The sequence below is a fragment of the Clostridium sp. Marseille-P3244 genome (assembly GCF_900120155.1).
GTDB lineage: Bacteria > Bacillota > Clostridia > Lachnospirales > Lachnospiraceae > Mediterraneibacter.
Genome location: NZ_LT635549.1, coordinates 1,453,264 through 1,479,229, shown reverse-complemented (window position 1 = coordinate 1,479,229; position 25,966 = coordinate 1,453,264). Strand labels below are relative to the sequence as shown.

Annotated in this window: 27 protein-coding genes; 3 read left to right on the top strand and 24 right to left on the bottom strand. The window is 49.7% G+C overall.

Annotation, left to right across the window (positions count from 1 at the left end):
• Positions 1-28 precede the first annotated feature (28 nt).
• Positions 29-1,180, bottom strand: coding sequence for an N-acetylglucosamine-6-phosphate deacetylase (nagA, locus tag BQ7367_RS08860; RefSeq protein WP_072525115.1), 1,152 nt, complete (start codon positions 1,178-1,180; stop codon positions 29-31).
• Positions 1,181-1,268: 88 nt separating this feature from the next.
• Here nagA and BQ7367_RS08855 point away from each other — a divergent pair, with 88 nt between their 5' ends.
• The gene (locus BQ7367_RS08855; RefSeq protein ID WP_072525114.1) at positions 1,269-2,453 is read left to right on the top strand and encodes a helix-turn-helix transcriptional regulator; all 1,185 of its coding nucleotides are present in this window, start codon (positions 1,269-1,271) and stop codon (positions 2,451-2,453) included.
• 107 nt (positions 2,454-2,560) lie between these two features.
• Here BQ7367_RS08855 and yajC read toward each other — a convergent pair whose 3' ends face one another.
• The 8 genes from yajC to BQ7367_RS08815 form a co-directional block, all read right to left on the bottom strand.
• Complete coding sequence (gene yajC, locus BQ7367_RS08850; RefSeq protein WP_072525113.1) at positions 2,561-2,842, bottom strand: preprotein translocase subunit YajC; 282 nt, start codon at positions 2,840-2,842, stop codon at positions 2,561-2,563.
• A gap of 25 nt (positions 2,843-2,867) precedes the next feature.
• Positions 2,868-4,049: an SIS domain-containing protein gene (locus tag BQ7367_RS08845; RefSeq protein ID WP_072525112.1), complete on the bottom strand. Its 1,182-nt coding sequence runs from the start codon at positions 4,047-4,049 to the stop codon at positions 2,868-2,870.
• Positions 4,050-4,129: 80 nt separating this feature from the next.
• The gene (gene agaF, locus BQ7367_RS08840; protein ID WP_072525111.1) at positions 4,130-4,558 is read right to left on the bottom strand and encodes a PTS galactosamine/N-acetylgalactosamine transporter subunit IIA; all 429 of its coding nucleotides are present in this window, start codon (positions 4,556-4,558) and stop codon (positions 4,130-4,132) included.
• Between the two features lie 21 nt (positions 4,559-4,579).
• Complete coding sequence (locus tag BQ7367_RS08835; RefSeq protein WP_072525110.1) at positions 4,580-5,239, bottom strand: hypothetical protein; 660 nt, start codon at positions 5,237-5,239, stop codon at positions 4,580-4,582.
• A 99-nt stretch (positions 5,240-5,338) separates the two neighbouring features.
• Positions 5,339-6,259: a PTS system mannose/fructose/sorbose family transporter subunit IID gene (locus BQ7367_RS08830; protein ID WP_072525109.1), complete on the bottom strand. Its 921-nt coding sequence runs from the start codon at positions 6,257-6,259 to the stop codon at positions 5,339-5,341.
• A complete protein-coding gene (locus tag BQ7367_RS08825; RefSeq protein WP_072525108.1) occupies positions 6,249-7,082 on the bottom strand; it encodes a PTS mannose/fructose/sorbose/N-acetylgalactosamine transporter subunit IIC in 834 nt (277 codons plus the stop codon). The genes BQ7367_RS08830 and BQ7367_RS08825 overlap by 11 nt, the downstream gene beginning before the upstream one ends.
• Before the next feature lie 37 nt (positions 7,083-7,119).
• Positions 7,120-7,596, bottom strand: coding sequence for a PTS N-acetylgalactosamine transporter subunit IIB (gene agaV, locus BQ7367_RS08820; protein ID WP_072525107.1), 477 nt, complete (start codon positions 7,594-7,596; stop codon positions 7,120-7,122).
• A 249-nt stretch (positions 7,597-7,845) separates the two neighbouring features.
• The gene (locus tag BQ7367_RS08815; RefSeq protein WP_072525106.1) at positions 7,846-8,772 is read right to left on the bottom strand and encodes an AraC family transcriptional regulator; all 927 of its coding nucleotides are present in this window, start codon (positions 8,770-8,772) and stop codon (positions 7,846-7,848) included.
• A gap of 129 nt (positions 8,773-8,901) precedes the next feature.
• On the opposite strand from BQ7367_RS08815, the gene BQ7367_RS08810 reads away from it, so the two are divergent.
• Positions 8,902-10,071 (top strand): MFS transporter, encoded by a 1,170-nt coding sequence (locus BQ7367_RS08810; RefSeq protein ID WP_072525105.1) that lies wholly within the window; start codon positions 8,902-8,904, stop codon positions 10,069-10,071.
• A gap of 153 nt (positions 10,072-10,224) precedes the next feature.
• Here the strand turns inward: BQ7367_RS08810 and BQ7367_RS14255 are convergent, their stop codons facing one another.
• Entirely contained in the window at positions 10,225-11,439 is a 1,215-nt protein-coding gene (locus tag BQ7367_RS14255; protein WP_083588911.1) for a collagen-like domain-containing protein, read from the bottom strand.
• Between the two features lie 88 nt (positions 11,440-11,527).
• The gene (locus tag BQ7367_RS08800) at positions 11,528-12,604 is read right to left on the bottom strand and encodes a tetratricopeptide repeat-containing glycosyltransferase family 2 protein (protein WP_072525104.1); all 1,077 of its coding nucleotides are present in this window, start codon (positions 12,602-12,604) and stop codon (positions 11,528-11,530) included.
• Between the two features lie 288 nt (positions 12,605-12,892).
• Between BQ7367_RS08800 and BQ7367_RS08795 the strand changes: the two genes are divergently transcribed.
• Positions 12,893-14,122 carry an argininosuccinate synthase gene (locus BQ7367_RS08795; protein ID WP_072525103.1) on the top strand — a complete coding sequence of 410 codons (1,230 nt, stop codon included), beginning with the start codon at positions 12,893-12,895 and terminating at the stop codon, positions 14,120-14,122.
• A 75-nt stretch (positions 14,123-14,197) separates the two neighbouring features.
• Here BQ7367_RS08795 and BQ7367_RS08790 read toward each other — a convergent pair whose 3' ends face one another.
• The 13 genes from BQ7367_RS08790 to BQ7367_RS08730 all read right to left on the bottom strand — a co-directional run bounded on the left by BQ7367_RS08790 (position 14,198) and on the right by BQ7367_RS08730 (position 25,852).
• Positions 14,198-14,509, bottom strand: a complete 312-nt coding sequence (locus BQ7367_RS08790; RefSeq protein ID WP_072525102.1) for a hypothetical protein — start codon at positions 14,507-14,509, stop codon at positions 14,198-14,200.
• Between the two features lie 101 nt (positions 14,510-14,610).
• Positions 14,611-15,171, bottom strand: coding sequence for a Fe-S-containing hydro-lyase (locus tag BQ7367_RS08785; RefSeq protein WP_072525101.1), 561 nt, complete (start codon positions 15,169-15,171; stop codon positions 14,611-14,613).
• The gene (locus BQ7367_RS08780; RefSeq protein ID WP_072525100.1) at positions 15,172-16,014 is read right to left on the bottom strand and encodes a fumarate hydratase; all 843 of its coding nucleotides are present in this window, start codon (positions 16,012-16,014) and stop codon (positions 15,172-15,174) included.
• A 22-nt stretch (positions 16,015-16,036) separates the two neighbouring features.
• Positions 16,037-17,638: an FAD-dependent oxidoreductase gene (locus BQ7367_RS08775; protein ID WP_072525099.1), complete on the bottom strand. Its 1,602-nt coding sequence runs from the start codon at positions 17,636-17,638 to the stop codon at positions 16,037-16,039.
• 12 nt (positions 17,639-17,650) lie between these two features.
• Positions 17,651-18,325: a 2Fe-2S iron-sulfur cluster binding domain-containing protein gene (locus BQ7367_RS08770; protein ID WP_072525098.1), complete on the bottom strand. Its 675-nt coding sequence runs from the start codon at positions 18,323-18,325 to the stop codon at positions 17,651-17,653.
• Positions 18,326-18,342: 17 nt separating this feature from the next.
• Complete coding sequence (locus tag BQ7367_RS08765; RefSeq protein ID WP_072525097.1) at positions 18,343-19,197, bottom strand: FAD/NAD(P)-binding protein; 855 nt, start codon at positions 19,195-19,197, stop codon at positions 18,343-18,345.
• Positions 19,197-20,240, bottom strand: a complete 1,044-nt coding sequence (locus BQ7367_RS08760) for a 4Fe-4S dicluster domain-containing protein (RefSeq protein WP_072525096.1) — start codon at positions 20,238-20,240, stop codon at positions 19,197-19,199. Before BQ7367_RS08760 ends, BQ7367_RS08765 begins: the two co-directional genes overlap by 1 nt.
• A gap of 3 nt (positions 20,241-20,243) precedes the next feature.
• Positions 20,244-21,218 carry a 4Fe-4S dicluster domain-containing protein gene (locus BQ7367_RS08755; RefSeq protein ID WP_072525095.1) on the bottom strand — a complete coding sequence of 325 codons (975 nt, stop codon included), beginning with the start codon at positions 21,216-21,218 and terminating at the stop codon, positions 20,244-20,246.
• Positions 21,206-21,649, bottom strand: coding sequence for a hydrogenase iron-sulfur subunit (locus BQ7367_RS08750; RefSeq protein WP_072525094.1), 444 nt, complete (start codon positions 21,647-21,649; stop codon positions 21,206-21,208). The genes BQ7367_RS08755 and BQ7367_RS08750 overlap by 13 nt, the downstream gene beginning before the upstream one ends.
• Entirely contained in the window at positions 21,640-23,628 is a 1,989-nt protein-coding gene (locus tag BQ7367_RS08745; protein ID WP_072525093.1) for a CoB--CoM heterodisulfide reductase iron-sulfur subunit A family protein, read from the bottom strand. Before BQ7367_RS08745 ends, BQ7367_RS08750 begins: the two co-directional genes overlap by 10 nt.
• Positions 23,629-23,634: 6 nt before the next feature.
• Positions 23,635-24,024, bottom strand: a complete 390-nt coding sequence (locus BQ7367_RS08740) for a 4Fe-4S dicluster domain-containing protein (RefSeq protein WP_072525092.1) — start codon at positions 24,022-24,024, stop codon at positions 23,635-23,637.
• A complete protein-coding gene (locus BQ7367_RS08735) occupies positions 24,021-24,818 on the bottom strand; it encodes a CoB--CoM heterodisulfide reductase iron-sulfur subunit B family protein (RefSeq protein WP_072525091.1) in 798 nt (265 codons plus the stop codon). The genes BQ7367_RS08740 and BQ7367_RS08735 overlap by 4 nt, the downstream gene beginning before the upstream one ends.
• Before the next feature lie 86 nt (positions 24,819-24,904).
• On the bottom strand, positions 24,905-25,852 hold the full coding sequence (locus tag BQ7367_RS08730) for an L-lactate dehydrogenase (protein ID WP_072525090.1): 948 nt from the start codon (positions 25,850-25,852) through the stop codon (positions 24,905-24,907).
• Positions 25,853-25,966 lie beyond the last annotated feature (114 nt).

Below are 25,966 nucleotides of genomic sequence, written 5' to 3'. Positions count from 1 at the left end.
TTAACTTACCTTCCTGATCTTTTGTTTCCTATTCTTTTTCTCCGATCATAGCCCTGCCCATACAGTATGTCTGCAGCACCTGATAGTCCGGATCCAGAACAACCAGATCCGCATCCAGCCCCACTTTGACAGACCCTTTTCTGTCATCGATACGCAGGCAGGCAGCCGGATTTTTCGTGCAGGAATTGATTGCCGTATCCACCGGGACCAGTGCCTCCTCAATCAGGATCCTGAGACCCTCATTGATATGAAGAGTAGAGCCTGCAAGACTCTTTGAAGAAGTCAGATGCGCGCTTCCATCCTCATAAATCTCAATCTCATTTCCGCCGAATATAAATTTGGATCCGGCAGGTGATCCTTTGGCCATGAGAGCGTCGCTGATCATGATCCCATAATGGGGCCCCTTGGCGTCAAAAAACATGCGCAGCGCAGCCGGAGTGGAATGATTGCCGTCGCAGATGACCTCTCCGTACATGCTTTTCATTCGGAATGCCGCGCCTACCAGACCGTTGGCTCTGTGATTAAAGGGAGTCATGCCATTGTATACATGCGTCATGGATCTTGCGCCATGCGCAAAGGCCTGTACCGCTTCCCGGCTCGTCGCCGCAGAATGTCCAATGCTGACAACCACGCCATGTTCTGTACAATAACGTGTCAGAGCAAAATCCTCATCCTGCTCTGTGGCTATCGTAATATACCGGATCAGCCCGTCAGCTGCCTCCTGATATTTCTTAAACTGTTCTACGGCAGGCTTTACAATATACTGTTCCGGCTGTGCTCCTTTATACTTCATATCAAGATAGGGGCCTTCGAAATGAACTCCCAGAATCTCAGCACCTTCATAGCCGTCTTTTACGACTTTTGCCACATTTTTCAATGCATTTGTAAGTACCTGCTCACTCTGTGTGATCGTAGTGGCAAGAAAAGCAGTAACTCCTTCATCCACAATATTACGTGCCCAGTAACGCAGGCCTTCCTCCTTGGCGTCATTCGTATCAAACCCATACGCGCCATGGCAGTGGATATCAATAAATCCCGGGAGAATCCGATTGCTCCCATAATCAACGTCCGCCTGCTTTGTACCATATTCCAGCAGATCCACGATCTTTCCGTCTTTCACCTCGATCTGCGCCGGCACAAACTGATCAGCAAGCCAGACCTTTTTACTCTGAATGATCATAATAGATACCTCCTGTCTTGATTTTTAAAAATACATATACTATACTTTAAAAAGTACAAACTGTTTTGCGCAAAATGAGGGCCATCCTATGACAAATCAAACACTTGACAGCACTTTTGAACCTTTCGGTACATTCTACGACGAGCCGCTTGATATCCAGAAGCATGGACTGGACCGTCAGGAATTCACCTCCGATCAGAAGAGGCTGACAGAACTTTTTTATTTTCCTTGTGAGATCTATATTGAGTGTCCGCCTGGCCTGGCGCTGATCCTGGTGGCCAGTTCCCGCAAGATGAATGATTTAAGAACATTTCCGGTCAGACATAATATAAAGCTCCGCCCGGGAGTCTATTTTAATATTATCCCGCTGTCCATTCCTCTGGAATGGCATCTGATTGCTTCGGAAACCACTCCGGCTATCGCGGAGCTTCCGTCCCCATACACATACCAGCCCGTCTCTGTTCCCTTCCACGTACGCAGGATACTGGACTGCTGGTTTGTCAAGCGCTCCAAACAGTGCCGTCTCTCGAAACCGGCTCACAAGTCTTATGAAATGATTTATGTCTATGAAGGAGCTCTGGATATTACTCTGTCCTCAGGGACCTATTCCCTTCATCCGCATGACCTGATCCTATATCGGGCCGATGCGGCTGTCATCAATGTGGATACGGACTGTTCCTATCTCACAGTGGTGTTTGACGTAAATCAGAGAAAAGCTCTCCATATCCTCGAACATACTTTCCACTGCACCAGCGAACTTCAGCAGATCCTCTGGAAACTGCTGATTGAGAGTTTTGAAAATTCCTATTATACACGCACACTGATGGTCTGCTATCTTCAGGAAGCCCTCCTTCTGCTTATGCAGTTCTATGAGACGATCAGCCATCAGACTCTTTTTACAGACAACAGCTCGGCCCGTAATGATCTCTTGTCCGAGATCCTGGTCTATATGAACAAACGGATAACCGAACCCATCACTATAGAAGAAATCTGCCATGAGTTCTATGTTTCCAGATCTTCTCTTCAGGCACTGTTTAAAACCCACTTGAACAGTTCCCCGAAAAATTATCTTCTCAACATGAAGCTCCAAAAAAGCAAAGAGCTGATCCGGGAAGAGCAATATACGATCAGTGAAGTCGCGTATAAACTTGGGTTCAGCTCTATCCATTATTTTTCAAGGCTGTTCAAAAAATATTTTAACACTACTCCCAGCGCCTATTCAAGAAAAATAGCAGAAAACCAGAGTAAACAATCGTCAGAACATTCTCCCTGATCCGGGAGTTCCAGGTTCATATGCCGGAAATAGAACCGGTGTCAACCGGTTCTATTTTACTGGTTTCGCTATGAATCCTTATGCTTCTAAAAATACGCTGTTTCCATTTATTCAGTTATGATGCTCTGGATACTGTAGCGTGAAATCTGTATAACTGTACTCTTATTAATCTCAACATCGATCGTGTCATTCTTTACTTTCACGATCTTTCCATAGATACCGCCGCCAAACAGGATCCTTGCTCCCGGCTTGATCCCGTTCTGAAGCTCCTTCATGGATTCTCTGTTTTTCTTCATGTTCCTAGCCGAGATGATTCCAAGGATGATGACAAAGATTCCTGCCAGAACGCCTACAGTGACACAGCTCCATATGATGATCTCTAAGTTCATAGTTATTGTCTAGCCTCCTACGGTCCTATTTTCTTGTGTAAGGATACAGGGTAACTCCTTTTACAACCCGGTTTACTTCCCCTGTCGGACACGGATTATCCGGCGTAATTGACAGTGACAGAGATTTCAGCACCGCCAGAGTCTGGGCAAAGAGTATATAATCAAGCCCCAGCTGTACATTCTCATAAGCTCCATCCAGTCCATAGACTACCGCGTAATCCGCAAGACCGGCGGCAGTTTCATCCTGGCCGCTCATAACAGCCACGATCTTATTGCCTTTGCGCTGTCCGCTCATTTCCTTTAACAGATCCATCTCATACTGTCTTGTGTAAGGATCATCGCTGAGATATATTACCGTAAGCGTTGTATCATCCACAATGGATTTTGGCCCGTGCCTGAACCCCATCGGAGTATCATACATGGTCACAACCCGTCCTGCCGTAAGTTCCAGCATCTTAAGCGCGGACTCCTGAGCCGTGCCCTTCAGCGTATTGCTCCCCAGATAAACGATACGTCTGAAATCATACTCGTCCACGATCTTCTGAGCGATACTGTATTTCGTGTCAAGGAACTCCTGTCCCGCCGCTGTAATCTTACGGACCTTATCCAGGACTTCGTCCAGATCGTCCAGATGGAAACACAGATAAGCTGCCAGATACATATTGGAAAAACTGGATGTCATGGCAAAGCTCTGGTCATGTGTCTCATCTGTCAGATTAATGGCGTAACAGTTGTCTGTTGTGTCGGCTCTTTTTGAAAGAGCGCCGTTTTTATTGCACGTAATAAACAGATGCCAGATATTGTCGCATACGGCCTCGGCGGCGTCAATGGCCCCCACAGATTCCGGTGAATTTCCGGAACGTCCGAAACTGATCAGGAGTGTCGGCTTCGTTCGGGAAAGATAAGCCTCCGGTGTAGCCACGATGTCAGTAGTCCCATAAGATTTTGCTTTGTGGTCCAACAGCCCCGCCAGATGGGGGAACAATGCATTCCCCACAAATTCGCTGGTACCCGCGCCTGTCAGGATCACATCAAAATCATCATGCCTGATCACCTGATCGATAAACTTTTTAATTTCATCCCTGTGCTCTTTGATCTGTCTGCAGGTTTTCTCCCATGTAGCGGGCTGCTGATAAATCTCCGTCAGAGTAAAAGTTGAGGAAGTTTCCTGCATTTTTCCCTGTGTAATACCAAAAATCTCACCCATCTTACTTCTCCTTCTGATTATTCTGCCGCACGCAGGCGCTGCCTGTGCGGCATAATGTTTATAGTATGCAGATATTTCGGTCAGATCCCCTCTTCGGATTCTTCCTGTACTACCTGCTTGAATTCATATTTAACGATCTGCTCTTTCCCCGTCTCCAGGATTGAATCCACAAGCCCGTCCAGATCATCCATAAACTTGCGGGACATAACGATCTCCACCAGCATCGGCAGATTGGTTCCTGCCACAATGCGGATATTCTCTTTGCCATGTCCAAGCTGGGCAGCCACATTAAACGGAGTTCCTCCCATCAGATCCGTAAAAATAATAATTCCTTCACATTCTTTCAAAGCTTCGAGCGCTTTGCCTATCTCCTGTGTCAGGTCTTCCGTACTGTATGTGGGCAGAAAATCCACATACTGATATGCCTCCTGCTCTCCCGCGATCAGATTCACTGAGCTTGTCATACCAGAGCCAAAATTCGCGTGTCCTGTCACTAATAATCCAATCATGATATTCCTCCTGTTAAACACTCACTGCATGCTATTCAAATCTTTTTCCAGATATTTGTCAACAACAGGCATATAAACTGCCTTTGGATGAAAACATGCCTTTGCGCTCCTCATATATTCAAGCGCATTCTTCTCATCTCCAAGATAGGAATACTGTTTTGCAACCATAAACAGAATTACGCCCAGCGCAAATCCATAGTAAACTTTGGAGTTAATATCCTCCACCATTTTATCGATCAGGTCATTCCTGCCGTCAAGCATGACTGCGTAAGATTCTTCACTGTACCGGATAAATTTCTCATTTCCCGTCTTTCGGATCCCATCGAGGAGCCAGTCTGCATATTTTCGGTTCCCCTTGATCAGAAAAGTATGAAAATATGTCTCCAGGAAGCTTTCTCTGTCATCCGGACGATATTTTTCAGTATCGATCATATGCCGGAGCATCTTTTCAAACTTATCTTCGTCTTTTGTGATGTAATATACACGCAGTTTATAAAGATCACAGACATACTCTCCAAGCAGTTTCCTCGACACCGGCATATCTGCTGTCTTTTCCACAATACCCTTGTCTCTGTTCCCAAGCCCCGTATTCATTATATGAAGCTGAAAATTTTTCACGCCCTGGAAAATAAGATAGATCACGAGAGCGATCACTACAATAAAAATTGTTATCGTACTCAAACAGCCACCTGATTTCTCTGTAGATTAACAGGAGGGGGGGACCTGGATCCCTCCCCTCGCTTTTCCTGACGACACGTCAGGTCTTTTCTTTAATTAACTCTATTCGGCCGCGTCTTCTGTCGGGTACTCATACCACTCTACAAGAGGAGTATATCCGCCCGGAAGTGCGTTGCCGTCTGCATCCAGTGCCTGGGAATTACCTGTCCAGATACCGAACGCGCATCCTACGATACCCACTACAAGGATCAGGATGATACATCTCACCGGAGTCCAGCCTCTCTTGATCAGAGCATAGATACCCAGTGTGATCAGAAGCGGGATCAGCTTCGGCAGAACGCCGTCCAGCAGTCCCTGAATATTGATCTGCGTCTCGCCAACGATCATACGTACCGTGGTAGATCCATAGTTCGCGATCAGTCCGCCCACTACAAAGATACCCAGGATGCTTGCCGCACGCGTAAATTCTTTCGCGTTAGCAGTAAGCAGAGTAACTGCCTTCGTTCCCAGTCCATAAGACCAGTACATCAGACCAAAACGGATGACAAACTGAACAATATTAAAGATCAGCAGGAAGATGATCGCGCCGGCGATACTCTTGTTGTCCATCGCCATGTTTGCTGTCAAACCTGCAGCGATCGGAACAAGTGTCAGCCAGAACAGTGCGTCACCGATGCCGCCCAGCGGGCCTGCAGCGGAGATACGCACGGAACGGATCGTCTGTGTGTCTGCCTTATTCTGCTCCAGTGAAAGAACAATACCCATTACAAATGTAACAAGGAACGGGTGAGTATTCAGGAAATCCAGGTTGTGTGCCATGGAGGCTTTCAGGTCTTCCTTGTTCGTATGTATCTTCTGAAGACCCGGAAGCATGGACCAGAGCCATCCACACGCCTGCATTCTCTCATAGTTGAAGGATGCCTGTAAGAAACAGGACAGCCATACCATCTTATTTAACGTTTTCTTATCCAGCTGTGGCGCCGGAGTCAGATCCTGATATTTATCCGGAATATTATATGCCATCCTGGTCACCTCCCACAAAGCCGGCACCTGCGCCTGCGTTCTGTTTGATCTTTGTCTGTGTCGAGAAGTCATAGATTGCGATAGCAACACCTACGAATGCGCACAGGATCAGAGTTGCTCCTGATGTAGTCGAGTTAGCGCTGCAGAGCAGAGCCATAACGAAACCTGCCAGCAGGAATCCCCACATTTCTTTTGACATCATAACCTTCATAAGGATCGCGAATCCGACGAACTTCATTGCTCCGCCGGCCGCGTCAAGGCCTGCCATTACCCATGAATAATCCAGTGAGAACTGACGAAGCGTATCGCCCAGCGCGGTGCCGCCATACAGACCTGCTACCGCCAGGAGACCGAACAGGCAGCCGAGTACTCCCATTTCCAGGAAGTTGATATTCCGGATACCTTTCACATTCGCTTCTTCCGCATACTTGTCAGCCTTTGCCATCATACCGGACATAAATGTAAATGTCAGGGTAACTGCATACTGCCCGAATACCGCGAACGGAATCGCAAGGCCAAGCGCTGTACCAACGCCTTCTGCAGTTGCTTCCAGATTCAGTGAAACCGCAAAGACTGTCGCCATGATACCACCAAGGATCGCGTTCGGGGGCTGTGCTCCTCCGATCGGCATACTTCCGATCTGGATCAGCTGATAAGCGCCTCCGACTACGATACCAAGCTCAAAGTTACCAAGGATCGCTCCGATGATCGGGCAGGTAACGATGGGCTGATAGAGGGACTCCAAAAAGCTGAACTGGTCAATACCCATGATAAAGGCAACGATGAAGACCAGTATTGCCTGGATGATCGTAATATCTCCCATGTCTACTCCTTTCCTCTTAACCGATAAAACTTTTTAATTACTTAAATAACTTGTCAATATTCTCCGCCGGTGTATCCGGAACTCTCTTGATCTCAAGTTCCACCCCCAGCTCCTGCAGCTTTCTGAAAGTTGCAACGTCGTCGTCATTGACCGCAACCGAAGTCGCGACCTGACGTTTCCCGTCAGCCATGTGCATGTTGCCGATATTTACTTTCTTGATCGGCACTCCGCCCTCGACAAGCTTGAGCACATCCTGTGGGGTCTCGCAGATAATCGCAATGTGCTGATTTGGTGAAGCCCTGTGGATGATGTCGATCGTCTTCTGGATCGTAAAGAACCGTGTCTGCGCATAGGACGGCGCAGCCATATTCATCAGACCCTGACGGAATTCATCTGCCGCCACCGCGTCGTTCGCGACCAGCAGAAGATTTGCGCCTACAACGCCGCACCACTGGGTTGCCACCTGACCGTGAATCAGCCGGTTGTCAATTCTAGTCAACCTGATATCTGGCATCCTCGTAACCTCCTTCCTTATAAGATTTCACATACACAGGACGGGGCAAAGCCCTTTCCTCATGCTGTTTCAACAAGCTCTTTCCGAGGTATCACGGAAAGTAAAAGCTGCTTACATGAGTAATTATACCAGACTTTGCCCCAATTAATTTACACTTTTTATGAATCCCTTTGCATTTTTGGTTATATAATTTTAATAAAAAATATAGAAAAATTTTACTTCTTTCTCACAAAAGTAACAATTCTGTTTTTACTTTGTATCCAGATGCATGTCCTTGTGCCGCTGACTCCCTGCTTTTCGGTATTCACGGGGAGTACGGTTATAGAAACGCTTAAATAACTGAGCGAAATTGCTGGCACTTCCAAACCCGCAGGAGAGTGCGATATCACAAATACTCCTCCCCGGTTCCAGCAAAAGCATTTCCGCTCCCTTCATAATGCGATATTTCAGCAAATACTGGATCGGTGAACACCGGATCGTTTTCTGGAAGCAGCGCAGGCACTCTCTTTCCCCTATATCCGCCTGTCCCGCGATCTCAGATAAAAATATCTCCCGGGAATAATTTTTGTGGATGAATTCTATCATTTTCCGGATCCGCAGATCATTCTGTTCTGCTCCCGTCCCCGGCGTATCGATCTCACTCTTCAGTTTCTCTGTCAGAGAAAAGCATATCCGGGACAGATTTTCCCGGACAATAAATTCAAATCCCGGAGGTTCTTTCTCCATTGCGTCGAACGCTCTGAGAAAATCACGGAGCATGTCCGGATCCTCCCGGCAAAATACAGGATACCCCGAAAAGGACCGGCACGCTGTAAGCGGCTGTAAATATTTTCTGGCAAATACAGAATGATCATTTCCGGTTATAAGCAGAGGACTGAAGACCAGCGATAATAACCGACAGCTTCCGCTGGCTGCTCCGTAATGCAGAACATTTGAATTGACCGCAAATCCATCTCCTTCCCGGATCATAAAGGTTCTGGAAGATACTCTGAATTCCATGCATCCTTCCATCACATAAACAATTTCCATTTCCTCATGCCAGTGCCATGTTATGATGTCACCCTCATCGTCCGCATAAAGAGCTGAATAGCCGGCACATGGAAAGTCAAGCGTACCGTGGGGCCGAAGTTCTTTTAATTCTCTATTCACATTCACACTGCATTCCTGTAATGGCATCGGACAAATATCTCCTTTCATGATTCTTGGCTTTTGTCGGTTTTCTTATATTATATGTCCAAAATCAAGTTGTTTCAACAGAAAATAGGCGATATTATTACCATGTATAAATTCAGCAGGAGGAATACAATGTTTCAGTTATTATTGGCCATTATTTATCTGGCCTTCATCAGTTTAGGACTGCCGGACTCTCTGTTGGGCTCGGCATGGCCGAGTATGTATCAGCAATTTTCTGTTCCCGTTTCTTATGCGGGCGGAATTTCCATGATCATCGCGGCAGGCACGATCATTTCCAGTCTGCAGAGTGACCGCCTGACGAAAAAAGCAGGTACGGGAATGGTCACTGCCGTCAGTGTACTGATAACCGCCGCGGCTCTTCTGGGATTTTCCGCCAGTCATTCCTATTTCATGTTATGTCTGTGGGCCGTCCCTTACGGACTTGGCGCAGGCTGTGTGGATGCCTCGCTGAATAACTATGTCGCGCTTCATTACGCAAGCCGTCATATGAACTGGCTCCACTGCATGTGGGGAATCGGCGCCTCTCTGGGGCCTTATATCATGGGAGCGGCGTTATCCGACGGGCACAGCTGGAATCTGGGGTATCTCTGCATTTCCATTCTGCAATTTGTCCTGACCGCAGTGCTGTTGTTCAGCCTTCCGCTTTGGAATAAAAAAGTCATCGCCACGGCAGACCGGAAGATACCGGTTCTTCCTCATGACCGGCCATTATCCTTGCCGCAGATCATCCGGATCCCGGGGGCAAAAGAAGTGATGATAACTTTTTTCTGCTACTGCGCGCTGGAACAGACCATTGGCCTTTGGGCGAGCAGCTATCTGGCGCTTCATCGCGGTCTTTCGTCTGAGACAGCCGCCGGCTGCGCCGGACTGTTTTTCATCGGTATCACTGTGGGACGCGCGCTGAGCGGTTTTCTGACACTGAAGTTAAATGACACACAAATGATACGGCTGGGACAGGGACTTCTGCTGGCAGGCATTCTGCTGTTCCTGCTCCCTTTTGGTGAAGTCTCCGCTCTTGCCGGCCTGGCTCTTACGGGCCTGGGCTGCGCTCCAGTTTATCCCTCTGTCATTCATTCCACTCCACAGCATTTCGGAGCGGAAAGATCGCAGGCCATGATCGGAGTGCAGATGGCGTCCGCCTATACCGGCACCTGCCTGATGCCGCCGGTTTTCGGACTGATCGCCAATCGTATCGGAGTATTTCTCTTTCCATTTTATTTGCTCATGATCCTGCTGCTCATGATCTTCATGCATGAAAGAATGCTGAAACAGACCGCTTAAAGAGGAATTGTTATCATCTGAAATCGCCATTGACCATATCTATCATACATATATTTTTCTGAAGGGAACGCCTGATCACCAGATGGGATCCGGCGTTCCTTTTCTCTAAATTTCAGAAAATATCAGAGATCATTCCCCGTCACTTCCCAAATTTTATACAGAGTCCGCGCTGATGTCTCCGAGCCGCTGTACTGTCATCGTAATTCCCCCATAGAAGAAATTGCCGCCCAGACTCGTCACCTGCAGGGTTGACGGAACTGTCGTCACCTGTATGATCTGGGAGAATGCCAGACTGCCGGAATCTGATGATGTGTGGAACGTATGCTGGACTGTTGCTCCCGGCACGGTCGTTCCCTGCTGCTGCAGAGACAAGATGATCGTAACTGGCAATTTCGAGCTGCCGGTAGGCCCGACTGTTCCATGGAAGGAAATCTCATAGATCCCTGTTCTGTTTATCACCACCTGCGGCGTGTTGACAGTATGAGTAACATCTGTACCGTTGGATGACGCGTTTCTGTCAAAGATCAATAAGGTTCCTGTTGTTCCCGTCTGTGAAGGTGTTGAATAAGCGGACAGAAAGCTGACTTCCTCATCTTCGCCCGCAGGGCCGGTTGGACCCGTTGGACCTGTTGCTCCGCTGGGACCCGTTGCTCCACTGGGGCCGGTCGGACCCGTCGGACCTGTTGCTCCGCTGGGGCCTGTTGCTCCACTGGGGCCGGTCGGACCCGTCGGACCTGTTGCTCCGCTGGGACCCGTCGCTCCGCTGGGGCCCGTCGGACCCGTCGGACCGGTCACTCCGCTGGGACCTGTTGCTCCGCTGGGGCCTGTTGCTCCACTGGGGCCGGTCGGACCCGTCGGACCGGTCGCTCCACTGGGACCTGTTGCTCCGCTGGGGCCTGTCGGACCCGTCGGACCGGTCGCTCCACTGGGACCTGTTGCTCCGCTGGGGCCTGTTGCTCCACTGGGGCCCGTCGGACCCGTTGGACCGGTCGCTCCACTGGGACCTGTTGCTCCACTGGGGCCCGTCGGACCCGTCGGACCGGTCACTCCGCTGGGACCTGTTGCTCCGCTGGGACCTGTTGCTCCACTGGGGCCCGTCGGACCCGTCGGACCGGTCGCTCCACTGGGGCCGGTCGGACCCGTCGGACCGGTTGGACCTGTCGGACCCGTCGGACCCGTTGCTCCGGTTATCCCCGTAGGACATGGACGCGGAGGACATGGGTGCGGAGGGCAAGGCCGCGGGCATCCGAAAAACGGCCAAAAGCACCGCTCTGCGCTCCTGTCTTCCCCGTTACTGTCATTACAGCCTGTGGACTGCTCCTGTATCTCATTTTCTTTACTTTTGTCTTTTTTCCTGAACCATATCATAATTTCTTCCCTCCTTTCATATTTAATATATGTTGAGATATTTTTTTGTGCCTAATCACAAAGCAAATTCTTCTTTTCTCTCTGCGTCTTAAGTGTTTTTGTTTTGAAAATATCTTTTATTTTGAAGATAATACGGCGACTCCGGTTTAAAATTTCCGGCAAGGTCATTATATGCTTCTGCCCGCTTTTTGTCGCCGATCCTGTCATAGCAGACACACAGGGAGATTGCCGGCAGGAATCCATAACAATCTTCAGAAATAAACGCTCCTGAGTGTGATGCTTTTTTTGCATGCAGCGCCTGCTCATACCAGAATACTGCCTGGGTATACTGTTCCCTGTCCATAAAATGACGTCCCAGGTCACAGCAGGTCTCCCCCCTTGGCACATCATATTCCAGTGCTTTCAACAGTGCCTCCAGCGCCTTGTCTTCTTCACCCATCCCATAAAAGCAGACGGCCAGCTGACGTGTCGCGTCGATCCGGTTTTCTATCCATCCGTCAGGTCTGGATAAAAATCTGCTCAGAATATCAGCTCCTTTTTCATATTGACCGTGAATCATCAGTTCTCTGCCGTAATAATAGAGGGCTCTGCTTTCAAAAAATTCTCCTTTTTCCTCCATCTCTCTGTAAATGTTTAAATTTCTGTCTCCGGCACCTCCTTCTGCTATCTTCCTGTGTTCCACGGGAATATCCGAAAAGTATATCTTTCCTTTCGGCGGGATCACTTCATGAACCCTGCCCATAAACCGAAAACCTTTGTGATTTTTCACGATTCTTTCCCGGTCATACCGGAAAATGGTTCTTCCTGACGCATCAAAAGCTGTATCATAAGGCATCATAATCACATCCACCTCGGAAGAAAGATTTTTTTTCATCTCCCGAAATTTTTTCTGACTTTCAGATGACAGGACATCGTCTGCATCGAGCCACATCAGATACTCTTTTTCTCCTTTCTCAAAGGCATAGTTCCGCGCCGCCGCAAAATCATTTTCCCAGGGGAACTCATAAATCCTGTCTGTATACCTGCCAGCTGTCTCCTTTGTCTGATCCGATGATCCTGTATCGACAATTATAATCTCGTCCACAAGATCCTTAACACTCTCCAGGCAACGTGCCAGCACTTTTTCTTCATTTTTTACGATCATACACAGGCTGATTGTGATCATTGACATCCTCCTTTCATGGTTTCAGTTTATGTGTCCGAAATAAATCTGTTCTCTCCCCTTACGACATATGATTCTGTGTTATGTATTTCTATGAATAAAACCTGTATTTTTATGCATTATTTATGCACTATATGCATAAAATCTTTTTTTATAATTTTTTTGTTGCATAATTATAATTTCTGGTGTATAGTAGGTTTTAGCTTATCAAGGCGGCATCTTAAAACACTGTTGTCTCTCTCCGGGAGAGGATGACAAAATTAATAAAAATACATTCAGGAGGCAATCAAAATGAGTAAAGAGAAAGTAGTACTGGCATATTCCGGCGGTCTTGACACTACCGCCATCATCCCATGGCTGAAAGAGAACTTTGACTATGAAGTTATCTGCTGCTGTATCGACTGCGGACAGGGCGAAGAGCTGGACGGACTGGAGGAAAGGGCAAAGCTCTCCGGGGCCTCCAAATTGTACATTGAAAATATCATCGACGAATTCTGTGATGACTACATCATACCCTGCGTGAAAGCCGGGGCCGTTTATGAGAACAAATATCTTCTGGGAACATCTATGGCCCGTCCGGTAATCGCGAAGAAGCTGGTAGAGGTTGCCCGCAAGGAAGGAGCTGTCGCGATCTGCCACGGCGCTACCGGAAAGGGAAACGACCAGATCCGTTTTGAACTTGGCATCAAGGCGCTGGCGCCGGATATCAAGATCATTGCTCCGTGGCGTATGACAGACATCTGGACGATGCAGTCCCGTGAAGACGAGATCGAGTACTGCAGGCAGCACGGCATCGACCTTCCCTTCGACGCGAAGCACAGCTACAGCCGCGACCGCAACCTCTGGCACATCAGCCATGAGGGACTGGAGCTGGAAGATCCCGCAAATGAACCCAACTATGACGATCTTCTCGTCCTTGGGGTCACTCCTGAGAAGGCGCCGGACGAGGACGAATATGTCACTATGACATTTGAGGCCGGCATCCCGAAGAGCCTGAACGGGAAAGAGATGAAGGTTTCCGAAATCATTACCGAGCTAAATGCCCTGGGCGGCAAACACGGGATCGGCATCATTGATATCGTGGAAAACCGCGTCGTAGGCATGAAATCCCGCGGCGTCTATGAGACACCCGGCGGAACCATCCTTATGGCGGCCCACGAACAGCTGGAAGAACTGGTCCTTGACCGGGCTACTTATGAAGTAAAGAAAGACCTGGGAAATAAATTTGCTCAGATCGTGTATGAAGGCAAATGGTTCACTCCGCTGCGCGAAGCGATTCAGGCGTTTATTGATGTAACACAGCAGTATGTGACCGGGGAAGTAAAATTCAAGCTCTATAAAGGCAATATCATCAAAGCCGGCGAGACCTCTCCATACTCCCTGTACAGCGAGTCTCTGGCCAGCTTCACTACCGGAGAACTCTATGATCATCATGACGCGGACGGATTTATCAATCTGTTTGGCCTCCCACTGAAAGTCCGCGCTATGAAAATGCAGGAAATCGAAAATCAGAAAAAATAGAAAAACTATTCAGAAAACAGTAGAAAAAAGGGACAGGCACCTTTTAAAAAGTGCCTGTCCCTTTTTGAAAATTTATTATGCAGCAGCCTTTTCTCTCTCTCTGTCCAGCTTTACATTTCTGAAATACAGCCCGATATCTATGGATATCTCACAGAAGTTCAGCACATAGAAGAACCATCCCAGATAGAACAGCCATCCCAGCGGCTCTGACGCCGCGGCGAACAGGAGGATCTTTCTCACGATCCCGAAGATGTACCCGATGCACAGGAATACTTCAAAAAACAGGCTCTTTCCTTTTGCCGTCCTGGATACCCAGGATTTTCTGATTGAGATCGGCCAGGAAAGGCCAAAACAAAATATCATTAAAGCTTCTAATAAATCTGCCATTTTTTATCTCCATTCCTTTTCATTGAATTGGCCGCGGCAGGACGCCGCAGCCGAATAATATGTTTCTCTCAAAATGTATTTGTTTCCTGCATTTGTCTCTCTTATTTTCTGCTGTCCAGGTATGCCTTCCTGCCATCCTCATACAGATTGTTTCCTTCGCTGTCGATAATGACCACCAGAGGCATATCCTCCACATACAGTCTGCGCAGAGCCTCCGCTCCCAGATCTTCATAGGCGATCAGTTCTGCCTTCTTGATGCATTTTGCCAGCAGTGCTCCTGCTCCGCCGATAGCGCCAAAATACACTCCGTTGTATTTTTTCATGGCCTCCACGACTTCCGGGAGTCTGGCGCCCTTGCCGATCATTCCTCTGGCTCCTACAGACATCATCGTGGGAGCATAGGCATCCATACGCCCGCTTGTCGTGGGGCCTGCGCTTCCGATGACCTGTCCCGGCTTCGCCGGAGTAGGTCCTACATAATAAATCGTCGCGTCTGTCGGATCAAAGGGAATCTTCTCTCCTTTTGCCAGGGCCTCACACATCCTCTTGTGTCCGGCATCACGGGATGTATAGATAGTACCCGTAAGGAGCACTTCATCACCTGCATGAAGTGTCTTTGCCAGTTCTGCTGTAAGTGGTAACGTGATCTTTCTTGCTGCCATTTATATCACCTCCGATTTGTGGCGTGTCACATGGCAGTTAATATTGACTGCACATGGCATTCCCGCGATATGGGTAGGCATCGTCTCAATATTCAGTCCGATGGCCGTTGTTCTACCGCCAAACCCCTGAGGACCGATCCCCAGCTCATTGATCTTCTCCAGCATCTCCTTCTCCAGATCCGCGTAGAACGGATCCGGATTGGAAGAATCCAGAGGACGCATGAGCGCCTTTTTCGCCAGAAGAGCGCACTTATCGAAAGTTCCTCCGATCCCTACGCCAACCACCATTGGCGGACACGGATTCGGTCCGGCAGTCTCCACCGCTTCGATAATAAAATCCTTGATCCCCTGAAGTCCGGCGGAAGGTTTAAACATACGGATCTGGCTCATGTTCTCGCTGCCGAATCCTTTCGGTCCCACAGTAACCTTGATATTCTCGCCCGGCACGATCTCTGTATAAAGCATAGCAGGAGTATTATCCCCTGTATTTCCTCGACGCACCGGATCTTTCACAACAGATTTGCGCAGGTATCCTTTGTCATACCCGCGGCGGACGCCCTCGTCCACCGCCTCTGCCAGATCTCCTCCAACCAGATGTACATCCTGTCCGATCTCAAGAAATACGCAGGCCATTCCTGTATCCTGACAGATCGGCACATTCTCGCTGTCCGCGATTTTATAATTCTCAATAATATTATCCAGCACGCCCCTGGCGATCTCTCCGTCCTCACATGCCCTGCAGTCCTGGATCGCACATTTTACATCTTCCGGAAGATGCTCATTGGCCTCGATACAGAGCTTTTCGATCACGTCTGTAAGAGTCGATACATTGATCTCACGCATGAAAATCAGCCTCCTTCATTCTCTATCTCTCATGTCTTGCATATTTCGGAAGAAGAAGCGGCGATACGTCGCCAGTGTCAACTCCCGCTGTCTTCAGCTCTTTGGCATATGCTTCTACATGATCCAGGTTCATCGTTCCGATCTCCACATTCTTCGCTTTCGCCGCCGCAGCCTTGCCTGCGTTACGGCCAAATACGATGATATCCAGCAGAGAATTTCCCATCAGACGGTTTCTTCCGTGGATACCGCCCACTGCCTCTCCTGCCACAAGCAGATTGTCGATGACTTTCGTAAATCCGTCTCCGCCGATCTCCAGTCCACCGTTCTGGTAGTGAAGGGTCGGATATACAAGGATCGGAAGCTTTCTCATATCAATGTCATAATTCATATACATACGCAGCATTGCCGGGATCCGCTTCTCGATGGTTCCCGGTCCGCCGATCTCCTCGATCATCGGTGTATCGAGCCATACGCCGCTTCCAAGTGGTGTCGTAACCCCTTTGCCGCGCGCCGTGCACTCACGGATGATCGATGCCGCGGCAACGTCGCGGGTCTCCAGCGGATGCATGAAAGCTTCACCGTCCACATTGACCAGCTGCGCTCCTACAGAACGGACCTTCTCTGTGACAAGTGCCCCGAAGATCTGTGAGGGATAGGCCACTCCTGTCGGATGATACTGGATCGTATCCTGGTACAGAAGCGGAGCGCCCATCCGGTATCCGAGGATCAGCCCGTCGGCTGTCGCGCCGTAGTGATTGGAAGTCGGGAAGCCCTGATAATGCATACGTCCCGCTCCTCCTGTCGCGATGATGACAGTCTTGGCTCTTGCCACAAGATAATCTTCTGTCTCCAGATTCTGGAGAACAGCGCCGGCCACCTGACCTCTGTCGTCCCGGATCAGCTCCACCGCCACAGTAAATTCCACCACCGGTATCTGGCGGTTCAGCACTTCATCACGAAGTGTACGCATGATCTCCGCACCGGAGTAGTCCTTGCAGGCATGCATTCTCTTTCTGGATGTCCCGCCGCCGTGAGTGGTGATCATCCTTCCGTCTTTATCCTTGTCAAACATAACTCCCAGCTCGTTGAGCCATTTGATCGCGTCCGGAGCTTCCATGACAAGACGTCTTAAAAGTTCCGGTCTCGCTGCGAAATGTCCGCCTCCGAACGCGTCCAGATAATGCTGTACCGGAGAGTCATTCTCCTTGTCAGCTGCCTGGATTCCGCCCTCGGCCATCATAGTATTGGCGTCGCCGATGCGCAGTTTTGTAACGATCATGACATTTGCTCCCGCCTCGTGAGCCTCGATAGCTGCCGACGCTCCCGCGCCGCCGCCGCCGATGACAAGTACGTCTACATCATAATCGATTTTGTTGATATCAACTTTCTCCGTAAGCAGGCGGCTGTTGGAATGAAGAAGGTGTACCAGCTCCTTCGGTGCCTTCTGCCCTTTATTCGGCCCTACCTTGATCTCAGCAAATGCCTCTTCCCTGTAATCAGGATGAAACTCCTTAAGGAGAGCATCTTTCTCTTCCGCAGTCATACGTCTCAGTTCTTTTCCGATACGTTCTGCCCTGGTGGCCTCCACTTTCTTTACGGATTCCATCATTTCCGGTGTAAACATGGTCTTCCCTCCTTATTCCTCGATCTCTCTGTTGTTATAGAGTTCCTGCATTTCCTCGATCGGCTTTTCCATGATCTGCTCTATGAGCTCATCATACTGGCCGTGGTGGATCTCTTCTACCCGATTCGTCAGATGCTTTGACTCAGGCGCGATATATTTTCCGGTCAGACGTCTCGCAAGGACTCCCACCATCGGATGGGAGATCCCGGCCGGACATCTCACGGAACAGCATCCGCAGCCGATACAGTCAAAAGATTCTTCCGCGCATTTCTCAATATCACCGCGCTGTGCATAAGCGATATACTGCATAACATTCAGATCCTGCGTACAAGCCTTTGTACACGCATTACAGCCGATGCAGCTGTAGATCTCCGGATACAGATCCATCATGATCCTCTGCTCCGGGCGGATCTCGTCGATATCATAGGTTCTCTTGTCTGTCGGGAAGAACGGGATACTCGCTACATACATACCTTCCTCCACCTGAGTCTGACAGGCAAGGCATGTTTTTAATTCATTTTTCCCTTTGATCCTGTAGATCGTCGCGCAGGCGCCGCAGAAACCATGGCGGCAGCCGCATCCTCTTTTCAGTGTATAGCCCGCGTACTCCATAGCTGTCATGATCGTCAGGTCAGCCGGCACACTGTATTTCTTACCGAAAAAATATACATTTACCATTTTTTCCATGATATTTCTTCCTTTCCCTAGTATTCATTCGGCATCTCATCGATTTCATCGCACCGAAATACCGGACCGTCTTTGCACACGTATTTGGATCCGATGTTGCATCTTCCGCATTTTCCGATCCCGCATTTCATGCGGAGCTCCAGAGTCGTATACACCTGATCTCTGGAGAATCCGATCTCCTCAAGTCCCGCGAGCGTAAACTTGATCATGATCGGCGGGCCGCAGATCAGAGCTGTCTTGTTTACGTCAAAACCAAGCTCTTTCACATAATTCGGCACAAAACCCACATGACCGTCCCAGCCTTCCTGCTCCCGGTCGATCGTCAGATGAACATGTACATCTTTTGCTTTCATCCAGACTTCCTGGATCTCTTTGAGCTGTACCAGGTCATCCGCGGAACGGGATCCGTATACGATATCCACTGTACCGTAATCATCCCGGTTATCCAGCACATAATTGATCACAGAACGCAGCGGCGCAAGACCGATTCCTCCGGCGATAAACAGGAGGTCTTTTCCCTTCAGCTTATCCTCCACCGGAAAATGATTGCCGTAGGGTCCGCGGACCGTGATCTCATCTCCCACTTCCAGGCTGTGGAGATAATCTGTCAGCACACCGCATTTCTTAATGCTGAATTCCTGATATTCCTTGTTGGTCGGCGAAGAGGTGATGGAAAACATGCCTTCGCTGATCCCCGGAGCACAGAGCATCGCGCACTGTCCCGGCATATGCTCAAAAAGCTTGCCGCCCTCGGGCGCGTTCACGCGGAATGTCTTCACATCCGGAGTCTCCTCACGGATATCCGTGATCACGCCCACCTGCGGGATCAAAGTATCAAGAGTATAATTCTTATGGCAGGTACATTCACTCATTACTGCTCACCTCCCTGTTTCTCAAACGCTTTGATAACTTTCACGATATTCAGTGACGCAGGACATTTCTCCACGCATCTTCCGCATCCTACACAGGAATACATCCCGTCGTTGTTCGCCGGATAGTAGACCAGCTTGTGCATAAATCTCTGGCGGAATCTTTCCTTCTGTGATTTCCGGTTATTACCATGAGCCATCATGGTAAAGTCAGAGTACATACAGGAATCCCAGCAGCGGTACCTCTGGACTCCGTTCTTTCCGGCGTCATAGTCCTTGATGTCATAACACTGACATGTGGGACATACAAACGTACACGTTCCGCATGCAAGACACGGCCTGTACAGTTCGTCCCAGAGCGGATCCTCGAACTTCTCCATCAGAACGTCCCCGTTCCATCCCTCCAGGGAAAGATTTGTATATGGAAGCTTCTCCACAATGCCGCGGATGGCTTCTTTCTCTTTTTCTACCATCGCTTCTGCTGCGCCATCCTCCTCCAGAAGGTCTTTCACAGCCTCTGTCAACGCTTCGCCCTTCTCCGTGACCGGTTTCCAGTAAAGGGAATCCTCTACCATCCAGGCCGCTACATCGGCTGCGGAAGGATCGGCCGCATCCACACCAAACACCTTACAGAAACAAGTCTCCTCCGGCTCATGGCAGGCAAGGGCAACGATCGTCCCGTGTTCTCTCCGGGCAGCATAGAACGTATCCAGAGGATCTACAAGAAATACTCTGTCCAGTACTTCCACACCTTTTACGTCACAGGCCTTCATACCAAATACAACGAAATTCTGTTCCTTTAATGCCTCCGGTTCCACCGTGATCTTCTTCCCGTCCCTGACGCAGGTGTAAAGAGTCTCACTCTGCGGAAAGAAGGCGTCTTTCGGAGATTTTACGGTCTTCAGCGCGTCCAGATCCACTTCTGCGTCCTCTGTCCACACACCAAAGTTCACCTGTCCCTCGTTTCTGACCGGCAGGTACAGTTCCTGTTCTGCGGCGATCTTCTGAAATAATGCCGTCAGATTTTCTTTTGCGATCTTATACATACATTATCCCCTTTCTGCCACGATCCCAGGCTCAGCATCCTCAAACCGGTAATCGGTAAGAGGGGTTCTCGGTTCCAGATCCGCTCCTGCCTGATATTCTCCGTACAGTTCATTGATATCCTTAATGAATTTCCGGTTGAACAGATGGAGACGGATGCCCTGCGGACATACTCTGCTGCACTCGCCGCAGTCCGTACATCTTCCCGCCACATGGAAAGCACGGATGATGTGGAACATCTTCTCCTCAAAGGAATCCACATTGGCTTTCTGAGCGCTGTCGAACTTGTTGCTGTCAAACACACACTTGCGGCAGCTGCAGGCAGGACATACATTTCTGCAGGCATTGCAGCGGATACATTTGCTCAGTTCCTTCTGGAAAAACGCGAATTTTTCTTCCGGGCTCATAGCCTCGATCTTCTCCACTTCCGCGAAACGCTCCGCGTCTTTCGTCTCTTTTGACTCGCCGATCAGCTCGTCATAGATCATATGCTCTTTTCCTTTGCATACATGACATCTCTCCAGCATGGCATCCTTGTACGCGCAGGTCTTTTCTCCATAGATGGTCTGGATCGTCAGCGTCTCCGCCTCATCCTCGATCTCTGCGCCCTGGATGCTCTGGATTCCTTTGATGCCCATAGCCCTGATCTTCTCGATATCCAGCTTGCCCTTGCATCCCACGCCAATGATATATGCTTTCTCACGGTCGACACGGTGCTCTTTCATGAGCTCCTGGAAACTGTATGTATCACAGGGTTTCAGACAGACCAGAGTCTTCCCTTCCAGTTTGGAAGCCTCGATCATATATTTGCTTAAATTCGCTCCGCAGAACCCGTTGTAGACGAAATCTGCGAAATCCTCTTCCTTCTCAAAGTAAGCCGGCTCCGGATTATAAGGCAGGTCCCCGGCTTTCCATCCGAGCACTCTCGCCACGGTCCCGTCAGCCAGAAGCTCCTTCGCACGGTTGATCAATTCCTGCATCTTAAATCCTCCAATCTTACATTCTTGCCAAGGGCTGTGATCTTGTCCACAAACTCATGCATGGTCTGGGAGAATTTCGCTCCCTCAGCCGCTGATACCCACTCCACGCGGGTACGCCCATTCTCTACGCCAATATAATCCAGCATGGAGAAAAGAAGCGTCATACGTCTTCTCGCGTAGTAGTTTCCGGATGTGTAATGGCAGTCGCCGGGATGACATCCGCACATGATCACTCCGTCCGCTCCTCTCTCAAATGCCCTCAGGATAAACATCGGATTGACACGGCAGGAACAGGGAACGCGGATGATCTTGACGTCCGCCGAATAGGACATACGGCTGCTTCCCGCCAGGTCCGCGCCTGCATAACTGCACCAGTTACAGCAGAACGCAACAATCTTTGGTCTGAATTCTTCATTCTTTTCTATCGACATATCGCATCCACCTCCGCTAGAATCTGTCTGTTCGAGAATCCCTGCAGGTCCATTGCTCCGGACGGACAGGTTACGGTACATGCGCCGCATCCCTGGCACAGTGCGTCGTTCACGACAGCGATGCGCCTTGTCTCGCGGATTCCGTGATCATTCACCTCTTTGTCCTCATAAGAGATCGCGCCATACGGACACACATTCGCGCACTGAGAACATCCGTTGCACAGAAGCTCATCAGAGTGTGCCGTACATGGATTGGTCAGCAGTTTATCCTTCGCCAGCAGGCCGATGGCCTTGACTGCCGCGGCACCTGCCTGGGACACTGTCTCCGGGATATCCTTCGGACCCTGGCATACGCCTGAGAGGAAGATTCCTGCTGTCGGAGACTCAACCGGACGCAGCTTTGCGTGTGCTTCCGTCAGGAAATTGTTCGTATCGATACTTGCGGTCAGCATGGTGGCAATCTTCCGCACGTCCGGATTCGGCTCGATGGCTGCCGCAAGGACGACCATATCTGCCTCTTTTAAGATCTGCTTGCTGTCCAACAGGTCCGCGCCCTGTACGAGAAGTTTCCCATTTGGCTGAGGAATCACCTTCCCTACCTGGCCCTTGATATAGTTGACACCGTAGTCTTCCACTGCTCTGCGGTAGAATTCGTCAAAGTTCTTGCCCGGAGTACGGACGTCGATATAGAATACCGTCACGTTTGTATCCGGATATTTGTCGCGGATGAGCATCGCGTGCTTTGCCGTGTACATACAGCAGACCTTGGAACAGTAGCTCTTGCCTCTGTCGTCCGCGCACCTGCTTCCCACACACTGGATAAACACGATTTCTTTCGGAGCCTTTCCGTCAGAAAGCCGCTCCAGATGTCCTCCTGTCGGACCGGCCGCGTTCATGATCCGTTCCAGTTCAAGGGATGTGATCACATCTTTGCTCTGGCTGTACGCATACTCGTCATATTTGTCCAGCTTGATCATATCAAATCCGGTAGCTACAACGATCGCTCCGTACTTCTCTGTGACGATCTCATCCACCTGGTCATAATCGATGGCACCTGCCTGGCAGACCTTGGAACAGATCCCGCATTTACCGGTCTTAAACTTGATACAGGCGTCACGGTCAATAACAGGAACATTGGGAACCGCCTGGGCAAACGGTGTATAGATCGCACTTCTGGTGCTCAGGCCCCGGTTGAATTCGCTGGGGGTCTTTCTGCTGGGACATTTCTCCTGGCATACGCCGCATCCCGTACATTTATCCATATCCACGCTTCTTGCCTTCTTGCGGATCTCAACGGTGAAGTCTCCCACAAAACCGGATACACTCTCCACCTCACTGTATGTATAGATGTTGATGAGCGGATGTGCGTTCACTTCTCCCATCTTCGGTGTCAGGATACAGGAAGAACAGTCCAGTGTCGGGAATGTCTTGTCAAGCTGTGACATCCTTCCTCCGATACTCGGTGTCTTCTCAACGATGTCCACCGGGTATCCGGCTTCCGCGATATCCAGCGCTGTCTGTATCCCGGCGATACCGCCGCCGATGACAAGAGCTCTCTTTGTAACCCTGCTCTCTCCGGGTTTCAGCGGGGCGTCAAGGTTTACTTTTGCCACCGCCGCGCGCATCAGGATGACCGCTTTCTCCGTAGCCTCTTCCATGTCCTTGTGGATCCAGGAACAGTGCTCACGGATATTGGCGATCTCTACCATATATGGATTCAGGCCTGCTTTTTCCGCCGCGTTCCTGAATGTGGTCTCGTGCATACGCGGAGAACAGGAACAGACAACAAGCCCTGTCAGATGTTTTTCTTTAATTGCTTTGTGGATCAGCTCCTGGCCCGCCTCGGAACACATGTATGCATAATCTTCCGCATGGACGACTCCCGGCTCATGGAGCGCCATCTCCGCAACTTTCTTTACGTCTACCGTTGCCGCGATATTACTGCCGCAATGACAGACAAATACTCCGATCCTCTGCACCTTTTATCACCTCCTGTATCTTCTGAACGCACTCACAAGCAGCTGCTGTGGCGTCTCCGGATCGATCAGCTCCGGGATCTCATCGGGTGTCAGATAATCCTGGCCTCTCTCCCTCACAACGATCTGCCGCGCCGCGTCGATCAGCTTGCCCGGTTTTACATCTCGGGGGCATCTCTCCACACACGCGAAACAGGAGAGACATTTCCAGAGGGATTTTGACTTCACCAGAGCCTCAATGTCCTCATTGATCACATAAGAGACAAACTGGTGAGGTTTAATGTCCATTTCATTATAGGAAGGACAGGAAGCGGAACATTTCCCACACTTCATACATTTCAGGGGATTCACGCCACTGATCTCTTTGATCATCTCCGCGCGGTTTTTCTCATTCTTCACTGTGCCTTCACCTCCTCTTTCAGTCCCAGCGCCTCCGCCAGGAGCTCTGTGAAATAGTAGACCGGCAGATTGCCGCCGTTGTTCTTGTTCAGGTTATACATGCACAATGGACAGGCCGTGATCAGCATATCCGCGCCGAATCCCGCCGCGCTGTCCTCAATCTTCCTGCACATCTCTTTGGAAAGATCCTCTTCCTTGAGGGATATGTAACCTCCGCAGCATTCATTGCGGTACGGATAGATCACCGGCTCTGCTCCGATGGCACGGATAAAGTCCTCCATGATCTTCGGATTCTCCGGATCGTCAAACGCCATAAGCTTACCCGGGCGAAGAAGAAGGCAGCCATAGTAGGCACCGATCTTCTTTCCTGTGAGTGGATTGGTTACTTTTTTCTTCAGCTCATCAAATCCCACACGGTCACGGAGTACTTCCAGATAATGGAGTACTGTTGTCTCTCCCTCATAAGGCTCGTCAAGCGCCATATAGTTATTGGCTCTCGTGCGGATGTCATCGACATTTTTCATGTCGTCATTTACCCGTTTGATCACATGATGACAGGCAGAACAGAGAGTGACAAGATCCTGGCCCTTCTCTTTCGCATCGTTCAATGCGCGGACGGAGGCCAGCTTCGTAGCGATCTCATCGGTTCCCAGGGGATACACACCGCCACAGCACTGCCACTCACTGATCTCTTCCAGTTCAAACCCCAGAGCTTCCGCGGAGATCCTGGCATAGTGGTCAAGATCCACTGCCTTGTTCTTCAGAGTACAGCCCGGAAAATAGCTGTATTTCATAGTTTTACCTCCTTGTCTGTCAGACGGGATCTCCCCGCCTCGTTGCTTAATTACACCCCCTGCGGAAACCCGCCAGGGGGAGGCTTTTAAATATCCAGCTCAGCGATCACTGATTTCAGCTTGTTCGCGCTTGCCTGAAGTTTTGCGACTTCTTCATCTGTCAGGCGCATCGGGATCTTACCCTGGACGCCGTCCGGTCCTACCAGTGTCAGAACACTTAAGCAGACATCTTCGATCCCATACTCTCCGTGCATCATAGATGATACAGTCGCCACAGAATTGGAAGCTGCCAGCACAGTGTCACACAGCTGACATACAGCGATGGATACGGCATAGAATGTAGCTCCCTTCTTCGCGATGACCTCACCGCCGGATTTGTGGACGTATTCTTCCATTGCCGCTTTATCCAGCTCTTTGAAATCCGGGAATCTCTCTCTCATGGACTCGCAGTAATCGTCAATATTCACACTGGAGATATCCGCTCCGGACCACGGTACAAAAGAAGAGTCGCCATGCTCTCCGAATACATAGGCGTGAATATTCTTCTGAGCGATATTAAAATGCTCTGACAGTCCGGAACGCAGACGTGCCGTGTCGAGAAGTGTTCCGGAACCGATCACCTGATTCTCCGGAAGTCCTGAGATCTTCGTAAATACATATGTAAGGATATCTACCGGGTTGCTGACGATGATATACTTTGCGTCCGGCGCTGCTTTTACGATCTCCGGGGTGATGGATTTCAGGATGTTCACGTTCGTCTTGACAAGCTCGATCCTTGTCTGGCCCGGCTTGCGGGCAACCCCTGATGTAATAATAACGATATCAGAACCTGCGGCATCCTTGTACTCTCCCGCAACGATAGAGATCGGATTTCTGAAGCAGGTCCCCTGCTTGATATCCATGACCTCGCCTTCTACCTTGTCCCTGTTGATATCGATCAGAACGATCTCTGACGCGAAATCCTCATAAGAAAGCTTGTACGCGATTGTTGCTCCGACGCTTCCGGCGCCGATGATAGTAATTTTACTGCTCATTTTTTCCTCTGCCTTTCGTTCTTAAAATTTATTTTTGAGAAACAAAAAAAGAGAGCCTGATAAACTGCTGCAGTCTTTCTAATAAAATAGAAGTTCATTAAAAAAGTTCCGCAT